Genomic DNA, 16,260 nt, shown 5'->3' with positions numbered 1-16,260 from the left:
GTACGGATATGTCGGGCGAGGTACGGCAGGCGTCTCACAGGGACCGTGTCACGGGGGCACCTCACTACAAGGAAACCGCGTCGGGGCCGAAGAGCGTCTTGATGTCGGCCGCGAACGACACCTCCGCGGTGACCGGATACTCCGGCAACGCCAGCAACACCGACTTGCCCGACCGCCGCCGCAACGCGATGCGGACCGGCACCGTGCCCTGGTGCGCCTTGAGCACCCGGCGCAGCTCCTCCACGGAGGCGGGGTTCAGCCGCTCCTCCCGCAGGTGCAGCGTCACCGGGTGCCCACTGTCGCTGGTGATCCCGGAAACGTCGAGCGGCGTGAGGTCGGTGGCGAAGATGGAGATCGCGCCGTCCCGGTTGTTGATCTGCCCGCTGACCGAGGCCACCAGGTCGCTGCGCAGCTCCGGGGCGTACAGCTCGTAGCTCTTGGGGAAGAACAGGCACTCCACGGCGGCGTCCATGTCCTCGACCGTGGCGATCGCCCACATGTTGCCGGCCTTGTTGACCCGCCGCTCGACCTTGGTGATCAACCCGCAGACCCGCACGTCGCCCCGGTCGTCCCGGCCGCTGTCCAGCAGGTCGGCGATGGTGGTGTCGCGGTTGCGGGCCAGCAGCCGCTCGGTGCCGGCCAGCGGGTGGTCGGAGACGTAGAGGCCGAGCATCTCGCGCTCGAAGTCGAGCTTGGTCTTCTTGTCCCACTCGGCGTCCGGCACCGCGATGGAGAAGGAGGCGTCGTCGCCGCTCTCGGTGAACGAGCCGAAGAGCGAGTCCTGGCCGTGGGCCTGGTTCTTCTTGATGCCGATGACCGAGTCGACCGCCTGCTCGTGCACGACCAGCAGGCCCTTGCGCGGGTGGCTCATGGCGTCGAAGGCGCCGGCCTTGATCAGCGACTCGATGATGCGCTTGTTGCAGACGGTCAGCGGGATCTTGCCGAGGAAGTCGTTGAAGTCGGTGTAGGGCGCCTCGGCACGGCCGGTGACGATGCCCTCCACGACGTTCTCCCCGACGTTGCGGACCGCGCCCAGGCCGAAGCGGACCTTGTCCTCGCCGACGGCGACGAAGTCCTGGTGCGACTCGTTGACGCACGGCGCCAGCACCTGGATGCCCATCTTTCGGCACTCGGCCAGGTAGATCGCGGCCTTGTCCTTGTCGTCGCCGACGCTGGTGAGCAGGGCGGCCATGTACTCGGCGGGGTAGTTGGCCTTGAGGTAGGCCGTCCAGTAGGCGACCAGGCCGTAGCCGGCGGTGTGCGACTTGTTGAAGGCGTACCCGGAGAAGGGCAGCATGACGTCCCACAACGCCTGGATGGCCTCGTCGGAGAAGCCGTTGCCGCGCATGCCGGACTGGAAGTTCTCGAACTCCTTGGCCAGGATCTCCGGCTTCTTCTTGCCCATGGCGCGGCGCAGCAGGTCGGCGCCGCCGAGGGTGTAGCCGGCCAACTCGCGGGCGATGGCCATGATCTGCTCTTGGTAGACCAGCAGGTGGAAGGTGGTGCCGAGAATCGGCTCCAGCGCGTCCTTGAGCTCGGGGTGGATCGGGTCGATGTCCTGGCGGGCGTTCTTGCGGTGGGCGTAGTTGGTGTGCGCGTTGGCCGCCATCGGGCCCGGCCGGTAGAGGGCGAGCACGGCGGCGATGTCCTCGAACCGGGTGGGCTCCATCAGCCGCAGCAACTGGCGCATCGGCCCGCCGTCGAGCTGGAAGACGCCCAGCGTGTCGCCGCGGGCCATCAGCTTGTAGGTGGTCGCGTCGTCGAGCGGGATGGTGAGGGTGTCGAGCCGGACGCCCCGGTTCTGCTCGATGATCTTCATGGCGTGATCGATGATGCCCAGGTTCCGAAGACCCAGGAAGTCCATCTTGATCAGGCCCATTTCCTCGCACGAGGGATAGTCGAACCCGGTGATGATCACGCCGTCCTTGTTCCGCATGTGCATCGGAATCAGGTCCAGCAGCGGCGCGGAGGACAGGATGACGGCGGCGGCGTGCACGCCGGTGCCCCGGATCAGGCCTTCGAGCCCGAGCCCGGTGTCGATGACCTTGCGGACGTCGGCGTCGTTCTCGTAGAGGGCGCGGATCTCGGTGCCCTCGACGTAACGCGGGTGGCTCTCGTCGAAGAGCTTGGCCAGGGGCACACCCTTGCCCATGACGTCCGGCGGCATCGCCTTGGTGATCTTGTCGCCGACGGCGAAGGGGTAGCCGAGGATGCGCGAGGCGTCCTTCACCGCGGCCTTGGCCTTGATCGTGCCGAAGGTGTTGACCTGGGCGGTCATCTCGGTGCCGTACTTGTCGGTGACGTAGCGGACCATGCGGTCACGCTGGCGGTCGTCGAAGTCGAGGTCGATGTCGGGCGGGCTGATCCGCTCCGGGTTCAGGAACCGCTCGAACAGCAGGCCGTGCTCCAGCGGGCACAACTCGGTGATGCGGGTGGCGTAGGCGACGATCGAGCCGGTGGCGCTGCCCCGGCCCGGGCCCACCGGGATGCCGTTGTCGCGGGCGTACTTGCAGATGTCGGCGACCACGAGAAAGTAGGACGAGAAGCCCATCGGGCCGATGATCTTCATCTCGGTCTCGTAGCGCTCCAGGACGTGCTCGGGGATCGGCGTGCCGTACCGCATCGCCAGCCCGGTGAGCACCTCCTTGCGCAGCCACGACTCCTGCGTCTCGCCCTCCGGCACGTCGGGGAACTGCGGCATCCGGTCGACGTAGCTGAACACCTCGTCGTAGGAGCCGACCATCTCGGCGATCAGCAGCGTGTTGTCGGAGCCCTCCGGGTAGTCCGGGAACAGGCCGCGCATCTCCTCGGCGGACTTCAGGTAGTAGCCCGAGCCGTTGAGGCGGAAACGGTTGGGGTCGTCCTTGTTCTTGCCGACGCCCACGCAGAGCAGGCTGTCGTGGGCGTCGGCCTGGTCCGCGGTGACGTAGTGCGAGTCGTTGGTGACCAGCATCGGCAGGTCGAGGTGCTTGGCCAGCTTGAGCAGGTCGGCGCGGACCTCCTTCTCGATGTCGACGCCGTGCTCCATGATCTCCAGGAAGTAGTTCTCCCGGCCGAAGATGTCCTGGTACTCACCGGCGACCCGGACCGCCTCGTCCCACTGCCCCAGCCGCAACCTGGTCTGCACGGCCCCTGACGGGCAGCCCGTGGTGGCGATGATGCCGGAGGCGTTGGCGGAGATCAGCTCCTGGTCCATGCGCGGCTTGGAGTAGTACCCCTCGTAGCTGGCCAGCGACGACAGCCGGAACAGGTTGCGCAGCCCGGCCGTGTCCTTGGCCCACATCGTCATGTGCGTGAAGCGCCCGCCGCCGGAGACGTCCTTGCCGCCTTCCTCGTCGGCGACGCCCGTCTCCGCCCGGCGGCCCCAGAACACCGGCTTCTTCACGAACCGGCTCTCCGGCGCGACGTAGGCCTCGATGCCGATGATCGGCTTGACCGGGCCGCCCTTGGCGGTCTGGTAGAACTCGTACGCGGCGAACATGTTGCCGTGGTCGGACATGGCGATCGCCGGCATCCCCAGTCTCGCGGCCTCCGCGAACAGCGGCTTCACCTTGGCCGCTCCGTCGAGCATCGAATACTCGGTGTGGACGTGAAGATGCACGAACGAATCGCTCATCGGCTCCCTGACCCTTCCCCCGTCGGCCCGTTGAGGCCCGGATCCTACGCCGCGGGAAGGGGATTCGGCAGACTTGATTTCCGGCGCGCGGTGCGGGTGCCGGACACCTGATTTCCGGCGCGCCGGGTCCTACTCGGCGTAGGGCTGGTCCTCGCCCTGGTCGCTGTAACCGAGGCTCCAGACGTAGCCGTCCGGGTCGGCGAACACCCCGCCGTACCCGCCCCACGGCAGCGCCCCGGCGGGCTTCAGGATCGTCGCACCGGCCTTCTCGGCCTCGTCCATGATCTCGTCCACCCTGCCCTCGCTGCGGACGACGTAGGTCAGCACCAGGCCGCTGAACCCGCTGCCCTCCGGGCTCAGCCCCACCTGCGCGGCGAGCCCCTCGCGCCCGTAGAACCCGACCGGCGAGGCCCCGTCGGACTCGAAGAAGACCGAGATGCCGTAGTCGTTCTTGACCTTCCAGCCGAGGCCCTCGGTGTAGAACCGCTTGGCCCGCTCCATGTCGTCGACGGCCAGGAGGATCGAGCTGACGTGCGCCTTCATGCGGTGACTCCTCTATGGGATCGAAGTGATGCCCTCACGCTACGGGCGGGACTTCGACCTGGGCTTCTCCATTTCTGATCGCTTTGGTCAAAGCCCTGGAAGGGTCATCCCCGGGCATACCAGCCGATCCGCTGCGGCAGACCCAGCCGGGTGGCGAGCTCGATCGCGTACTGCTCCGCCGCGTCGGACACGGTCGCGAGCTCCTTGAGAACGGCGCCCGCCGCCTGGACGGGCATCATCGCGAGGTCCCCGAGAATCGCCTTCATCTCCCACTGCTGCTCCGTCCGGTAGCCGATGCGGACGTAGGCCTGGCTCCGATCCCTCACCGGGACGTTCAGCGGCAGCATGAGGATGTCCAGATAGTCGCGAAGGAGTTCCGGAGGACCCATCGGCAGGATCGGCTCGACCGCGTGGAGAAGCTTGATCTCGTCACCCAGGTACGAGAAGCGGGCCTGTTCCCGCAGCAGTTCGCTGCTCGGAGCGCCCCGGTCGTAGGTGAAGGCCTCGCTGCTGGAGAGCATGCTCCGTTCTCTGCTCGCGAGGTCCTCGATGCTCAAGCCCAGGTAGTCGCTGATGGTGACCAGGCTGACCAGGCCGTACCACTCGGCGAGCGCGACCTGCGAGCGCCAGAGCAGCGCCCGCCGCCGCCAGGCGCCCGCCATGCCCTCGCCCTCGTCGGACAACAGCTCGCGGGCGTTCAGGCTCGGCCGGCAGATCAGCGCGATGATCATGAGATTCGCCGAGTAATAAGCATGTCGCCTGACCGAGCCCGCATCCCAGGGCCGATAGCCCGGCAGGTGGGAGTCGTCTCGCTGATCCAGCTCGCGGCTTATCCGGGCGAGCACGGACTGCCAGTTCTTCCGCTCCTCCACAGAATGGGACGCCATGACCTCCCGCATGAAGGTGATGATGGCTGTGCTGTTGGTGAGCACCGAGTAGGACAACAGGGTTCGCAGCAAACCGTCCGCCGCCCGTGGCCGGAATCTGGCCGATTCCTGGATCGCGAGCTCTGCGACGACGGTGACCACCATCCTGGCGATCAGGAACTCTTCGAAGGTCAGGTGGAGGAATTCGTAGGTTTCCAGAACCCGGTCGTCCCGTACGGCCTGCGCGCGATGCACGAAGAAGAACCGGCCGAAAGCCCGGTCGCCATGGCCGAGCGGAGTGGCGAAGTCCTTGGGCTGGGCCAGTGGCGCGGGCTCCAGAAGCGCTTCCAGATCCCGATCGACTTCGTCCGACGTGGCCCACGGCCGCCTCCGGTTGAACATCGAGAAAGCGACGAGTGACAGCCTTGTCAGCTCCCAGTCCACCAATTCCCGGGCACGGGCCGGAGGGTGCTCCTTGAGCAGCTCTCGTTCGGCGAAGCGGCGGAGCAGCCGTTCGTAGAGTTCGGCCTGGCTCAGCTCGAATCCCTTACCGAGCGCGTTTCCGTCGGCGTCGTAGATGGCCAGCATGAGCAGCAGCAGCGGCTGCTCGGCAAGCTGCCGCTGCGAAAGGACCTCTTCCGCACCCAGAGGCTGAATCCTGGCCGTACGGAAATGGTCGGCGTTGGCCCGGTTCCAAATCGTCAGCCAGGCCTCGATCTGTTTCTGGTCGAAAGGTTCCAGCCGGGCGACCACGGTGCCGACCGGGAACTCCGCCCGGTTGACGACCGCCGTGCGGGAGGTCACGATCACCGATACCGCCCGGCCCAGGTCCGCCTCGCGCTCCTGGAACTTCACGACCTTCGCCAGGTAGTCCGACTGGCGCACTCCAGTGGCCTGGATCAATTCGTCGAAACCGTCGAGCATCACGACCGGCAGCGCGCCGTTGGCCGATTTCGCGATGGTGGGCCAGGACAACTGCTCGGAGGTCAGTTGGTGGACGGCCTGCTCGATCTGCTCCTGGATCCCCGAATTGGCCGAGACCTCCCGCAGGGGCACGCGAATAGGGAGGTACTGGGTTGCGGGCAGCCGGGCGGCCAGCACCTTCGTCAGCACCGACTTGCCCGCTCCGGGTTGTCCCAGCACGACCAAAGGCACCCGGCTGGCCATGGGATTGGTGAGAAAGCCGGCCAGAAAGGCGGGCAGATCGCGGCGGAGCCGATGCTCGTCCCACCACGACTCGATGGCGGGATTGTCTCCCCGCCCTACATCGGTGATGCGGTAGCACGGCGTGATGTAGGCCTCTTCCAGGCTGGGCAGAACGAGGCCGTCCGGCACCTCGCCGATGTCGGCGATCGCTCGGCGAAGCAGCGCCTGCTGCGCTCGCGTCAATTCGGCGAGCCGGTCACCGGGAACCACCTCGGCCGCCACCCGGGACAGCAGCCCGTGCAGGTCCGTCAGACTCGCCCGAGTGGCCTGGTGGTCGATCATGCCGGCCCAGAACCCGAATTCGGGTACGTCCTGCGCCAGCCGGCGGTAACTGTCCTCGTAGAGCCGCAGCGCCTGCTGGGCGAGGACCGCGTCGGAGATCCGTTCACGCCGGTGTTCCGGCATGTCCTCCCAGAACGCGAAGCCGCCGATGAAACGGAACAACTGGAGGGCGAGGTCGCGGTAATAGCTCGCGACCAGGTCGCGGGTGGCCTCGAACGGCTGCTGCGGCGACGGGCAGAACGGCACGGATTCGAGCGGCGGCCGGCCGAGCGGAACACCGGCGAGCCGCTCCTGCTCTTCCGGGGTCAGCCGAATGTCCAGGCGCAACTCGTCCAGGGCCGAGAAGAAGGCGGTGACGACCACGATCGTGTGCGCGGCTTCGATCCGTTCCGTACGGCTGCGCCACGAACTGCGCGATCTCCACTCCCGCCATCGGGCCAGCAGATCCTTGCCCACCTGGACGAGCTGACCTTTGACGTCGATCAGATCCCACAGGCCCAGGGTCGCCACCCCCAGGACGGTGTCGAGACCCTGGATCGCGGGCTCGTCCCCGTTCAGTAATCGAACGGCATCGACATACCGGTATCCCCTCGCCATGAACCGAATTATCCGGAAATCGCGGGGAGAGGCGGGGCGAGATGAGGAGACTCGCCTCCGACGCCTCACAGTCAGCCGAGACTCAGCAGGAGGCGGTCGAGGCCTGATTTGAGGGTGTCGGCCAAGTAGCCGCGGTGGGCGACGAGGTTGGCCGCCAGCGGGGCGAGGAGCGCGTCGGCGAGGAAGGGCGCCTCGGCCGGGGGCCGGAGGTGGCCGAGCAGCAGGCTGAGGTGCTGGTGGTAGGCCTCGTAGGCGCCGCCGAAGCGGGCGAACGGGGCGGCGGTCTCGGCCATGAGCAGCAGGTCGAGCTGGGCGAGGGTGCGGTCGGCCAGGGCGTGCAGGAAGGCGCGCAGGCGTTCGGCGGGCTCGGCGCCCGGGCCCAGGGGCGGGGGGCCGGTGAGGAAGGCCTGCTGGAACTCGCGCTCGCGGGCGTCGATCAATGCGTGGGCCAGGCCGGAGCGGTCGCCGAAGCGGCGGTAGAGGGTGCCGACCCCGACCCCGGAGGCCGCGGCCACCTCGGCCATGGTCAGGCCGTCGATCCCCTGGGTGGCGACGATCTCCGCCGCGGTCGCGAGGATCTTCGCCCGGTTGCGGGCGGCGTCGGCTCGCTCGGCTGTCACCGGACCAGCCTAGTGCGGGCTGGTAAACGGAACAGATTCCGGATACCGTCTTAAGCGGAATGGATTCCGTTTACATCGGAGGCGGTCATGAGAGTGGCGTTGGTGAGCGGTGGGAGCAGGGGCATCGGAGCGGCGATCGCCCGGCGGCTCGCGCGGGACGGCATCCGGGTGGTGATCACCTATGCCTCGGCCGCTGACCGGGCTCAGGAGGTCGTGGCGGCGATCAACGCGGCCGGGGGCGAGGCCGTGGCGGTGCGGGCCGAAGCCACGGACCCGGCGGCGCTGCGGGCCGCGGTCCAGCGTGCGGTGGAGGTGTTCGGGCGGGTCGACATCCTGGTCAACAACGCCGGTGTGGCGCCGTTCGGGCCGGTCGAGCAAGTCACCCTCGAAGAGCTCGACCGGACGATGGCCATCCATGCTCGGGCGTCGTTCCTGCTGGCCCAGGCGGTCGTCCCGGTCATGGGGGCGGGCGGGCGGATCGTCAACATCGGGAGCAGCCTGGTGGAGCGCGTGCCGTACGGGGGGTGGACGTTGTACGCGATGAGCAAGTCGTCGCTGGTCGGGCTGACCAAGGGGCTGGCCAGGGAGCTCGGGCCGAGGGGGATCACCGTGAACCTGGTCCATCCCGGCTCCACCGACACCGAGATGAACCCCGCCGACGGCCCGGACGCCGAGGAGGAGCGGGCCTTCACGGCGCTGGGGCGCTACCTGGATCCGGAGGACGTGGCCGAGACGGTCGCCCACCTGGCGGGTCCCGGCGGGCGGAACATCACCGGCGCGGCCTTCCTGGTCGACGCCGGAACCGTCGCCTGACCGGGCACCTCGTCGAGCGCTGCCGAACCCTTGATCTTCCGAGGAGGTCGGGATGAGGGGAACCCGGGGCCGATCCCGCGAAGGGCGCGGATCCTCGGGTCCTGAGCGCGAGGCGATCAATGGCTGCCGTACCCGGGCTGGTGGCGGTGCTCGCCGACGGCGTCTCGGCCGTCTACGCGGCCTCCTGGATGCTCGCGCCCCGGACCCGCTGGGGCAGGTGGCGGCGTCGCCCGCTCCGGATGCCGTTGCCGATGACCAGCACCTCGGCCACCTCGTGCACGGCCACCACGACGGCCAGGCCCAGCACCCCGGCGGCGGCCAGCGGCACCAGCGCCACCAGGATCGCCCCGGACAGCAGCAGGTTCTGGGTGAAGATCGCCCGCGCGGCACGGGTGTGCGCGACGGCGTCGGCCAGGCGGCGCAGGTCCTCGCCCATGAGCGCCAGGTCGGCGGCCTCGACGGCCACGTCGCTGCCCATGACGCCCATGGCGATGCCCGCGTCGGCGGTGGCCAGCGCGGGCGCGTCGTTGATGCCGTCGCCGACCATGGCGACCGGCCCGCGCGCCTTGAGCTCGGTGACGATGCGCGCCTTGTCGGCGGGCAGCAGTCCGGCGCGCACGTCCGTGATGCCGGCCTGCGCGGCGATCGCGGCGGCGGTGCGGGCGTTGTCGCCGGTGAGCATGACCACCTCGACCCCGAGCTCCCGGAACCGGGCGACGGTCTCGGCCGCCTCCGGACGGATCTCGTCGCGTACGGCTACCGCCCCCACCAGGGAGCCGTCGTGCTCGACCAGCACCACGGTCGCCCCCGCGTCCTGCAACCGGCGCACCTCCGAGGCGAGCGGCCCCGGCTCGACGAACCCCGGCTTGCCCAGCCGAGCCGGCACGCCCTCGACACGTCCCCGCAGCCCGTGCCCCGGCACCGCCTCCACGTCCGCCGCCGGCGCCTCCGGACCCGGCCAGGCGGCCAGGATCGCGGCGGCCAGCGGATGCTCGCTGCGCGCCTCCAGCGCGGCGGCGACACCGAGGACCCGATCCCGATCACCACCGGGTACGGCAAGCACCTCGATCACCACCGGCCGGTTGCGGGTCAGCGTGCCGGTCTTGTCCAGCGCGACCACCTTGACCCGGCCCAGCGCCTCGACCGCCGCGCCCCCCTTGATCAGCACCCCGGCCTTGGAAGCCGCGCCGATCGCGGCGACCACCGCCACCGGCACCGACAACGCGAACGCGCACGGCGCCGCGGCGACCAGCACCACCAGGGACCGCTCGATCCACACGGCCGGGTCCCCGGTCAGGCTCCCGACGAGCGCGATCAACGCCGCCAGGACCAGGACGCCGGGCACCAGCGGGCGGGCGAACCGCTCGGCCAGGCGCTGGCTCGCGCCTTTGCGTTCCTGTGCCTCGCGCACGATGTGGACCAGGCGAGCCAGCGAGTTGTCCTTGGCGGTCGCGGTGACGCTGATCTCCAGCGCTCCCGAGCCGTTGACCGTGCCCGCGTACACCACGGCGCCGGGCTCGACCTCGGTGGGCACCGATTCGCCGGTGACGACCGAGGTGTCGAGCGAGCCGCGACCGGCGGTGACCACGCCGTCCGTGGCGATCCGTTCGCCGGGCCGTACCACCAGGATGTCGCCGACGCGCAGCTCCGCGGGCGGGACCTCCGACTCCCTGCCGTCGCGACGTACTCGGGCGGTCGGCGTCACCAGGTCCAGCAGGGCGCGCAGGCCGTGCCTGGTTCTGGCGACGGCGTAGCCCTCCAGCCCTTCGGCGATGGAGAAGAGGAAGGCGAGGGTGGCGGCTTCGCCGTACTCGCCGAGCGCGACCGCGCCGGCGGCGGCGATGGTCATGAGCAGCCCGACCCCGAGCCGCCCCTTCACCAGCGCCCGCACCGCCTCCGGGACGAACGTGGCTCCACCCACCACTACGGCGGCGAGCTGTAACCCGCTCGCCCACCAGGCTGCGGCCCCACCGGCCCACAGCCCGGGAGCGGCCACGCTGGCCAGCAGCAACACCCCCGCCACCGCCGCGAACCGCAGCTCCCGCACCCGCCAGATCGCCGCCGGCGCCACCTCCTCCGAGGTGACCGAACCCGACGCGGCCGAACCCGACGCGGCGGGACCCGGGGCGGCCGGGCCCGGCGCGCAGCAGGCGTCAGCCACCGAAATCACCCGGCTCGCACGCCTCCCCCTCCGCCCGGCCCTCCACCTCGTCGATCAGCAACACCAGCGACGCCAGCTCGGCCAGCGCCCGAGCCAGCTTCACATCCGCCAGCTCGTACCGAACCCGCCGCCCCACCGGCACGGTCCGCACCAGCCCACACCCCCGCAGGCAGGCCAGATGGTTCGACACGTTCCCCCGAGTCATCCCCAACCGCTCGGCCAGATCCGCCGGATAAGCCGGTGCCTGCAGCAACTCCAGCAACAACCGGCGCCGGTTCTCATCGGCGAGCGCCGTCCCCACCCGGGCCAGCGCCTCCGCATTCACCACCGTGTTCACCAGCACGACAATACAGCCCAGACTGTACTGTCCCCTAGTGCCCGTGCCCATGGCCGACGAACGCAGCGGCCGGCCTACCCCCCGGGACCAGCACCAACGAAACGACCGCCGCGAAAACAGCCGCGACCAGACAGACGACCAAGGCCGACGTGAAGCCCCCCAGATCACTCGCACCCGGCGACAGGCTGGCGGCGGCCACGGTGGACACCACCGCCACACCGATGGACCCGCCCAGCTCGTGGAAGGTGTTGATCACACCGGACGCCACCCCGGTCTCGCCGCTGGGGATGTTGGCCAGGGTCGTGGTGGTGGCGGTGACGAAGGCGGGCCCGATGCCGAGGGCCGCGACGACGAAGCCCGGCACCAGCGTCGTGTAGACGCCGGCCTCGGGCGAGACGCGGGTCATCAGGGCCGCGCCGAGCGCGGTGAGGACGAACGCGCCCACCGCCACCGGCCGCCCGCCGAGCCGGCCGATCAGGTGGCCGCCGAGTTGCGCCCCGAGGGTGATGGCGACGGCCACCGGCAGGAAGACGAGGCCGGTCTCCAGGGCGCTGAAGCCGAGGACGTGCTGCAGGTACAGCGAGCTGAGGAAGAACAACCCCAGCATGAGGCCGGTGGCCAGCAGCATGACGAACGTCCCGGAGAGGACCGGCCTGCGGGCGAGCGTCCCGGCCCGCATCAGCGGAGCGCGGGACGCCCGCTCGATCAGCACGAAACCGGCGTAGAGCGCCACCGCGCCGAGCAGCGGCAGCAAGGTGGCCGGAGCCGTCCAGCCGGCGTCGCCCGCGGTGACCAGACCGTAGATCAGCAGGCCGGTGGCCAGGGTGACGGCGGTGGCGCCCGGCAGGTCCAGCCGCTGCGGCCGGCCGGGCAGGGCGGGCACCAGCGCGGGAATGGCCAGCAGCAGGATCAGCCCGACCGGCACGTTGACGAAGAACACCCAGGTCCAGCCCGGCCCGGCGGTGAGGACGCCGCCGAGCAGCACGCCGAGCGCCGCTCCGGTGCCGCCGATGGCCGCCCACACGCCCAGCGCCCGGTGACGCCGCGGGCCCTCGAACGTGCTGGTGATGATCGCCAGCGCGGCCGGGGACAGCAACGCGGCGCCGACGCCCTGCAACGCCCGTCCGGCGATCAGCATGGCCCCGGTCGAGGCCAGGCCGCACACCAGCGAGGCCACGGTGAAGACGACCAGCCCGGCGAGCAGCGTGCGGCGGGCCCCGAAGGCGTCGGCCAGCCGGCCGCCCAGCACCATGAGGCCGCCGAAGCACAGCGTGTACGCGGTGACGACCCAGGTCAGCGCCTCACGGTCGAGGTCCAGCCCGCTTCCCACGGCCGGCAGCGCGACCTGCACCACGGTGATGTCGATGATCAGCATGAACTGCGCCAGACACAACAGGACCAGGACCGCCCAGCTTGAATTCTTCATCCGCTCACTCCTTAACTTGAACATTGCTGTTCAACTTAAGCATACCCAGTGGGGGTTCCGAAATACCGGTAGGGGGTATAGCGTTGGCAGCGGCACAAGGAGGAACACGATGCGACGCCTTCCGGCACTCGACCCGACCGAAGCACCCGAGAAGTCCCGCGAGATCCTGGAGGACATCGTCGCCAGGCGGGGCGGGGCCGGCGAGATGGTCGCCACCATGGCGCACTCGCCCGCGCTGCTCCAGGGCTACCTGGACTTCTCCCGGGCGATGAAGCGGGTGAAGATCCCGCGCCCGCTGAGCGAGAAGATCTCGCTCGCCGTGCAGGAGTGGATCGGGTGCTCGATGTGCTTGTCGGCGCACACCAAGGCCGCGCGAGCCGCCGGGCTCAGCGAGACCGACATCGAACTGGCCCGCCAGGGCACCTCGACCGACGCCCGCGAGGCCGCCTTGATCGCCGTGGCCGTCCGCGTGCTGGCCGAGCCGTCCTCACTCACCGACGAGGACGTGGCCGAGCTCAGGGCACACGGCTGGAGCGACCGGGTGATCGCCGAGATCGTCGGCCTGGTGTCGCTGAACCTGCTGACCGGCGCCTTCAACCTGCTGATCGGCCTCGAACCCGCCGAGTGAGGAGCCCCCGGCCGACGGTCAGGGGCGGCCGCCCGGCGGGATGATCCGGAGCGCCGCCTCCATGGCCTCGGCCTCCTCGGGGTCGAGCCGCTCCAGGAAGTGGACCAGCGTCGCCGCCCGGTTGCCGCTGCCGGCCAGCAACTCACGCATCAGCTCAGCGGCGTAGGCCTCTTTCGACGACACCGTCTCGTAGACGTACGCCTTGCCCGAGGTCCGCCGCTTCAGCAGGCCCTTGGTGTGGAGGTTGTCCATCACGGTCATCACCGTCGTGTAGGCGATCTCCCGGTCGTTGCGCAGCTCCTCGACCAGGTCTCGCACCGTGGCCGGACGCCGGCCGGACCACATCCGCTCCATGATCACAGCTTCGAGCTCACCCAGGCGGCGCATCCCGTCATGCTATCGAGGATCGTAGATCAGAGCTCCTCACCGGCGGCGACCCGGCGCTTGAGGCGGATCAGCTCCTTGGGTGAGTTGACCGCCACCGCGCCGACCAGGCGGCCCCGCCGGGCGAACCCGACCGCGAAGCTGTCGTCGGCCGGCGACCCGGCGAGCACCCTGGCCTCGTCGGCCAGGTGCGGCAGGCCCGCCGTCTGGATCCGCGCGTCGTGCACGTGCGTGGCGTAGGAGGGCAGGTCGGTGTACGGCTTCGCGTGCTCCGGCCCGGCCAGCAGGTTGAGCGCGGCGAGGGCGCCCTGGTCGTTGGCGGTCGCCCAGTGCTCGACCCGGACCAGTGCGTCGCCGTACAAGCCGTGCGGCCAGCGGGCCACGTCCCCGGCGGCCACGATGTCGGCGGCGCCCCTGGCGAACAGCGTCGGCTCGCAGAGCACGCCGTCCTCGACGGTCAGCCCGCTGCCGGCGAGCCATTCGGTGTTGGGCACGACGCCCATGCCGGCGATCACGAGGTCGGCGGGGACGGACTGCCCGTTGCTGAGCCGTACGCCCGCCACCCGAGCCTCGCCCGCGAAACCGATCGCCCGCACGCCGGACAGCAGGTTCACGCCGTTGCGCCGGTGATGCGCGGCGAGCCAGTGCGCGGCGTCGGACCCCACGGTGGCCAGCATGGGCTGGGGCGCGCTGTCGATCAGGGTCACCCGGTGGCCGAGCGAGCGTGCGGTCGAGGCGACCTCGCCGCCGACGAAGCCGCCGCCGATCACGACGACCCGCCGCTGACCCGCGGCGAGCTCGGCGCGGAGGGCGAGCGAGTCCTCGATGGTGCGCAGGGTGTGCACGCCGGGCGGGTGCTCGGCCAGCCGTCTCGGCCGCGCGCCGGTCGCGATCACGAGCCCGTCGTAGCCGACCTCCGAGCCGTCGTCGAGCTTGACGACCTTGCCGATCGGATCGAGCGCGGCGGCCCGCCGCCCGCGCAGCCACTGCTCGTCCAGCTCTTCGGCCCCGGGCAGGGCGATGTCGTCGTCGCCGCGCAGGACGCTCTTGGACAGCGGCGGCCGGTTGTAGGGCAGGTGCGTCTCGGCGCCGATCAGGGTGACCTCCCCGTCGAACGCTTCCCGCCGAAGCGCCTGTACGGCCCGCAACCCGGCCAGCGACGCCCCGACCACAGTGATTCGTTTCATGCCAAGAGACCATACCCCACTGGGGTATACGGGAGCGGTGTGATGTGGATCTCATATACAGGGAGGGGGTATCGGCGTAGAGTGCACCGAGTCGATACCCAAGGGGGGTATTAAGGATCGAGGAGGACGGCATGACCACCGCCACCTACAAGGTCACCGGCATGACCTGCAACGGTTGCGCCACCAAGGTGAGGAACCAGATCACCACCGTCGCCGGCGTCAGCAACGTGGACATCGAGCTCGCCACCGGCCACGTCACCGTGACCACGGACAGCACCGTCGACAACGCCGTCATCGTGGACGCGATCGAGGAGACCGGCTACGAGGCGGTCCTGGTCTGATCGGCCGGGTGTCGGGCTCGGCCGGTTCCGAGCCCGACCGCCCAGCTACTACTGTGGATAGTGATGACCGGCAGCAAACTGACCGACCACGGGCGCGCGCGCCTCGTGCGCGGGTTCCTGCTCGTCCTGCTCGCGCTCGGCATCTCCGGCATGCACACGATGGGCCACCCCGGCCAGACCCACGGCCAGACCCACGGCCAGCCCACCCAGGCGACCTCCCCCTCCCCGCACCAGCAGCCCGCCGCGATTTCCACCCACGGACGATCCGCCACCCCGTCCCCTCACCAGCAGCCGGCCGCACCCGGCCTGGACCCCACGGCCGTCTGCGTGGCGATCCTCGCCTCACTCCTCGTCCTGGCACTCGCCGCCCGGCGCGGCCGGCTGCGGCGCACGTCCTTCCACCTGAGCCGGACGTTCACCCGGGTCCGGCGAGCCGCCCGCCCACCACCCACGGCTCCCCGCCTGACCGCTCTCTCGGTGCTGCGTCTATAGGCCGGTCGAGTTCACCGCAGCTCAGCCGTACACCTCGACCGAGAGAGTCCACAGTCATGCACACCAACCGCTCGATCCTGCGCAAGATCTCGCTCGCCGCCGGAGCCCTCGCCCTGCTCACCGCCTGCGGAAACGCCGGCGGAACCGCCGACCCGATGGCCGGCCACCAGGGCATGTCCCCTTCGGCCAGCACCAAGCCGTCGGCCGCCGTCAACGACGCCGACGTGATGTTCGCGCAGATGATGATCCCGCACCACGAGCAGGCCGTGGAGATGGCCGGCCTGGCCGCCACCCGCGCCGCGGACCCCGAGATCAAGGAGCTGGCCCAGAAGATCAAGGCCGCCCAGGACCCGGAGATCGAGACCATGAAGAGCTGGCTCGCCGCCTGGGGCAAGCCGGCCCCGTCCGGCGGCATGCACCACGAGATGCCCGGCATCATGTCCGCCGACGACATGAAGAAGCTGGCCGCGGCCAAGGGCGCGGCGTTCGACCGGCAGTTCGCCGAGCTCATGATCGCGCACCACGAGGGCGCGATCGAGATGGCCAGGACCGAGCAGGCCCAGGGCGCCGACCCCGCGGCCAAGGAACTGGCCAAGGCGGTCGAGTCCGCGCAGCAGGCCGAGATCGCCCAGATGCGCAAGCTCCTCGAGCGCCTGTGACCTGAGTGGGGGGGGGGGGGGGGGGCCCCCCCCCCCCCCCCCCCCCCGGGGGGGGGGGGGCCCCCCCCCCCCCCCCCCCCCCCCCCCGGGCGCCGCCGGCCC

General features: G+C 70.2%; 14 protein-coding genes. 5 read left to right on the top strand and 9 right to left on the bottom strand.

Going from position 1 to position 16,260, the window contains the following annotated elements; translation table 11 throughout:
• Nucleotides 1-64 precede the first annotated feature (64 nt).
• The 4 genes from dnaE to ACIBG7_RS39980 form a co-directional block, all read right to left on the bottom strand.
• Nucleotides 65-3,616 carry a DNA polymerase III subunit alpha gene (dnaE, locus tag ACIBG7_RS39995; protein ID WP_397339635.1) on the bottom strand — a complete coding sequence of 1,184 codons (3,552 nt, stop codon included), beginning with the start codon at nucleotides 3,614-3,616 and terminating at the stop codon, nucleotides 65-67.
• A 129-nt stretch (nucleotides 3,617-3,745) separates the two neighbouring features.
• The gene (locus ACIBG7_RS39990) at nucleotides 3,746-4,159 is read right to left on the bottom strand and encodes a VOC family protein (protein WP_357918662.1); all 414 of its coding nucleotides are present in this window, start codon (nucleotides 4,157-4,159) and stop codon (nucleotides 3,746-3,748) included.
• 104 nt (nucleotides 4,160-4,263) lie between these two features.
• Entirely contained in the window at nucleotides 4,264-7,110 is a 2,847-nt protein-coding gene (locus ACIBG7_RS39985; RefSeq protein ID WP_397339634.1) for an NACHT domain-containing protein, read from the bottom strand.
• A gap of 71 nt (nucleotides 7,111-7,181) precedes the next feature.
• A complete protein-coding gene (locus ACIBG7_RS39980) occupies nucleotides 7,182-7,730 on the bottom strand; it encodes a TetR/AcrR family transcriptional regulator (RefSeq protein WP_397339633.1) in 549 nt (182 codons plus the stop codon).
• A gap of 87 nt (nucleotides 7,731-7,817) precedes the next feature.
• Between ACIBG7_RS39980 and ACIBG7_RS39975 the strand changes: the two genes are divergently transcribed.
• Nucleotides 7,818-8,543, top strand: coding sequence for an SDR family NAD(P)-dependent oxidoreductase (locus ACIBG7_RS39975; protein ID WP_397339632.1), 726 nt, complete (start codon nucleotides 7,818-7,820; stop codon nucleotides 8,541-8,543).
• Between the two features lie 172 nt (nucleotides 8,544-8,715).
• On the opposite strand, the gene ACIBG7_RS39970 is transcribed toward ACIBG7_RS39975, so the two are convergent.
• Genes ACIBG7_RS39970 through ACIBG7_RS39960 form a run of 3 tightly spaced genes read right to left on the bottom strand, consistent with a single transcriptional unit; the run spans nucleotide 8,716 to nucleotide 12,467 of the window.
• The gene (locus ACIBG7_RS39970) at nucleotides 8,716-10,704 is read right to left on the bottom strand and encodes a heavy metal translocating P-type ATPase (RefSeq protein ID WP_397339631.1); all 1,989 of its coding nucleotides are present in this window, start codon (nucleotides 10,702-10,704) and stop codon (nucleotides 8,716-8,718) included.
• A complete protein-coding gene (locus tag ACIBG7_RS39965) occupies nucleotides 10,697-11,044 on the bottom strand; it encodes an ArsR/SmtB family transcription factor (RefSeq protein WP_397339753.1) in 348 nt (115 codons plus the stop codon). The genes ACIBG7_RS39970 and ACIBG7_RS39965 overlap by 8 nt, the downstream gene beginning before the upstream one ends.
• 31 nt (nucleotides 11,045-11,075) lie before the next feature.
• A complete protein-coding gene (locus ACIBG7_RS39960; RefSeq protein WP_397339629.1) occupies nucleotides 11,076-12,467 on the bottom strand; it encodes an MFS transporter in 1,392 nt (463 codons plus the stop codon).
• A gap of 109 nt (nucleotides 12,468-12,576) precedes the next feature.
• Between ACIBG7_RS39960 and ACIBG7_RS39955 the strand changes: the two genes are divergently transcribed.
• Nucleotides 12,577-13,095, top strand: a complete 519-nt coding sequence (locus tag ACIBG7_RS39955) for a carboxymuconolactone decarboxylase family protein (RefSeq protein WP_357918648.1) — start codon at nucleotides 12,577-12,579, stop codon at nucleotides 13,093-13,095.
• Nucleotides 13,096-13,113: 18 nt separating this feature from the next.
• On the opposite strand, the gene ACIBG7_RS39950 is transcribed toward ACIBG7_RS39955, so the two are convergent.
• On the bottom strand, nucleotides 13,114-13,482 hold the full coding sequence (locus ACIBG7_RS39950; RefSeq protein ID WP_397339627.1) for a BlaI/MecI/CopY family transcriptional regulator: 369 nt from the start codon (nucleotides 13,480-13,482) through the stop codon (nucleotides 13,114-13,116).
• Between the two features lie 26 nt (nucleotides 13,483-13,508).
• Complete coding sequence (locus tag ACIBG7_RS39945; RefSeq protein ID WP_357918642.1) at nucleotides 13,509-14,666, bottom strand: FAD/NAD(P)-binding oxidoreductase; 1,158 nt, start codon at nucleotides 14,664-14,666, stop codon at nucleotides 13,509-13,511.
• Nucleotides 14,667-14,797: 131 nt separating this feature from the next.
• Between ACIBG7_RS39945 and ACIBG7_RS39940 the strand changes: the two genes are divergently transcribed.
• From ACIBG7_RS39940 to ACIBG7_RS39930, 3 genes are all read left to right on the top strand, one after another.
• On the top strand, nucleotides 14,798-15,007 hold the full coding sequence (locus ACIBG7_RS39940; RefSeq protein WP_397339625.1) for a heavy-metal-associated domain-containing protein: 210 nt from the start codon (nucleotides 14,798-14,800) through the stop codon (nucleotides 15,005-15,007).
• A 63-nt stretch (nucleotides 15,008-15,070) separates the two neighbouring features.
• Nucleotides 15,071-15,499, top strand: coding sequence for a hypothetical protein (locus ACIBG7_RS39935; RefSeq protein ID WP_397339624.1), 429 nt, complete (start codon nucleotides 15,071-15,073; stop codon nucleotides 15,497-15,499).
• A 56-nt stretch (nucleotides 15,500-15,555) separates the two neighbouring features.
• Nucleotides 15,556-16,158 (top strand): DUF305 domain-containing protein, encoded by a 603-nt coding sequence (locus tag ACIBG7_RS39930; protein ID WP_397339623.1) that lies wholly within the window; start codon nucleotides 15,556-15,558, stop codon nucleotides 16,156-16,158.
• The last annotated feature ends 102 nt before the right edge of the window (nucleotides 16,159-16,260 follow it).

The organism is Nonomuraea sp. NPDC050328, from assembly GCF_044459405.1.
GTDB lineage: Bacteria > Actinomycetota > Actinomycetes > Streptosporangiales > Streptosporangiaceae > Nonomuraea.
Note: the sequence above shows the minus strand (reverse complement) of the source record. Positions and strands in the feature narration are given on the sequence as shown.

Excerpts from the sequence above, each read along its gene's own strand:
- dnaE (WP_397339635.1), bottom strand. The coding sequence starts at position 3,616 with ATGAGCGATTCGTTCGTGCATCTTCACGTCCACACCGAGTATTCGATG.
- ACIBG7_RS39990 (WP_357918662.1), bottom strand. The coding sequence starts at position 4,159 with ATGAAGGCGCACGTCAGCTCGATCCTCCTGGCCGTCGACGACATGGAG.
- ACIBG7_RS39985 (WP_397339634.1), bottom strand. The coding sequence starts at position 7,110 with ATGGCGAGGGGATACCGGTATGTCGATGCCGTTCGATTACTGAACGGG.
- ACIBG7_RS39975 (WP_397339632.1), top strand. The coding sequence starts at position 7,818 with ATGAGAGTGGCGTTGGTGAGCGGTGGGAGCAGGGGCATCGGAGCGGCG.
- ACIBG7_RS39960 (WP_397339629.1), bottom strand. The coding sequence starts at position 12,467 with ATGAAGAATTCAAGCTGGGCGGTCCTGGTCCTGTTGTGTCTGGCGCAG.
- ACIBG7_RS39955 (WP_357918648.1), top strand. The coding sequence starts at position 12,577 with ATGCGACGCCTTCCGGCACTCGACCCGACCGAAGCACCCGAGAAGTCC.
- ACIBG7_RS39950 (WP_397339627.1), bottom strand. The coding sequence starts at position 13,482 with ATGCGCCGCCTGGGTGAGCTCGAAGCTGTGATCATGGAGCGGATGTGG.
- ACIBG7_RS39945 (WP_357918642.1), bottom strand. The coding sequence starts at position 14,666 with ATGAAACGAATCACTGTGGTCGGGGCGTCGCTGGCCGGGTTGCGGGCC.
- ACIBG7_RS39940 (WP_397339625.1), top strand. The coding sequence starts at position 14,798 with ATGACCACCGCCACCTACAAGGTCACCGGCATGACCTGCAACGGTTGC.
- ACIBG7_RS39935 (WP_397339624.1), top strand. The coding sequence starts at position 15,071 with ATGACCGGCAGCAAACTGACCGACCACGGGCGCGCGCGCCTCGTGCGC.
- ACIBG7_RS39930 (WP_397339623.1), top strand. The coding sequence starts at position 15,556 with ATGCACACCAACCGCTCGATCCTGCGCAAGATCTCGCTCGCCGCCGGA.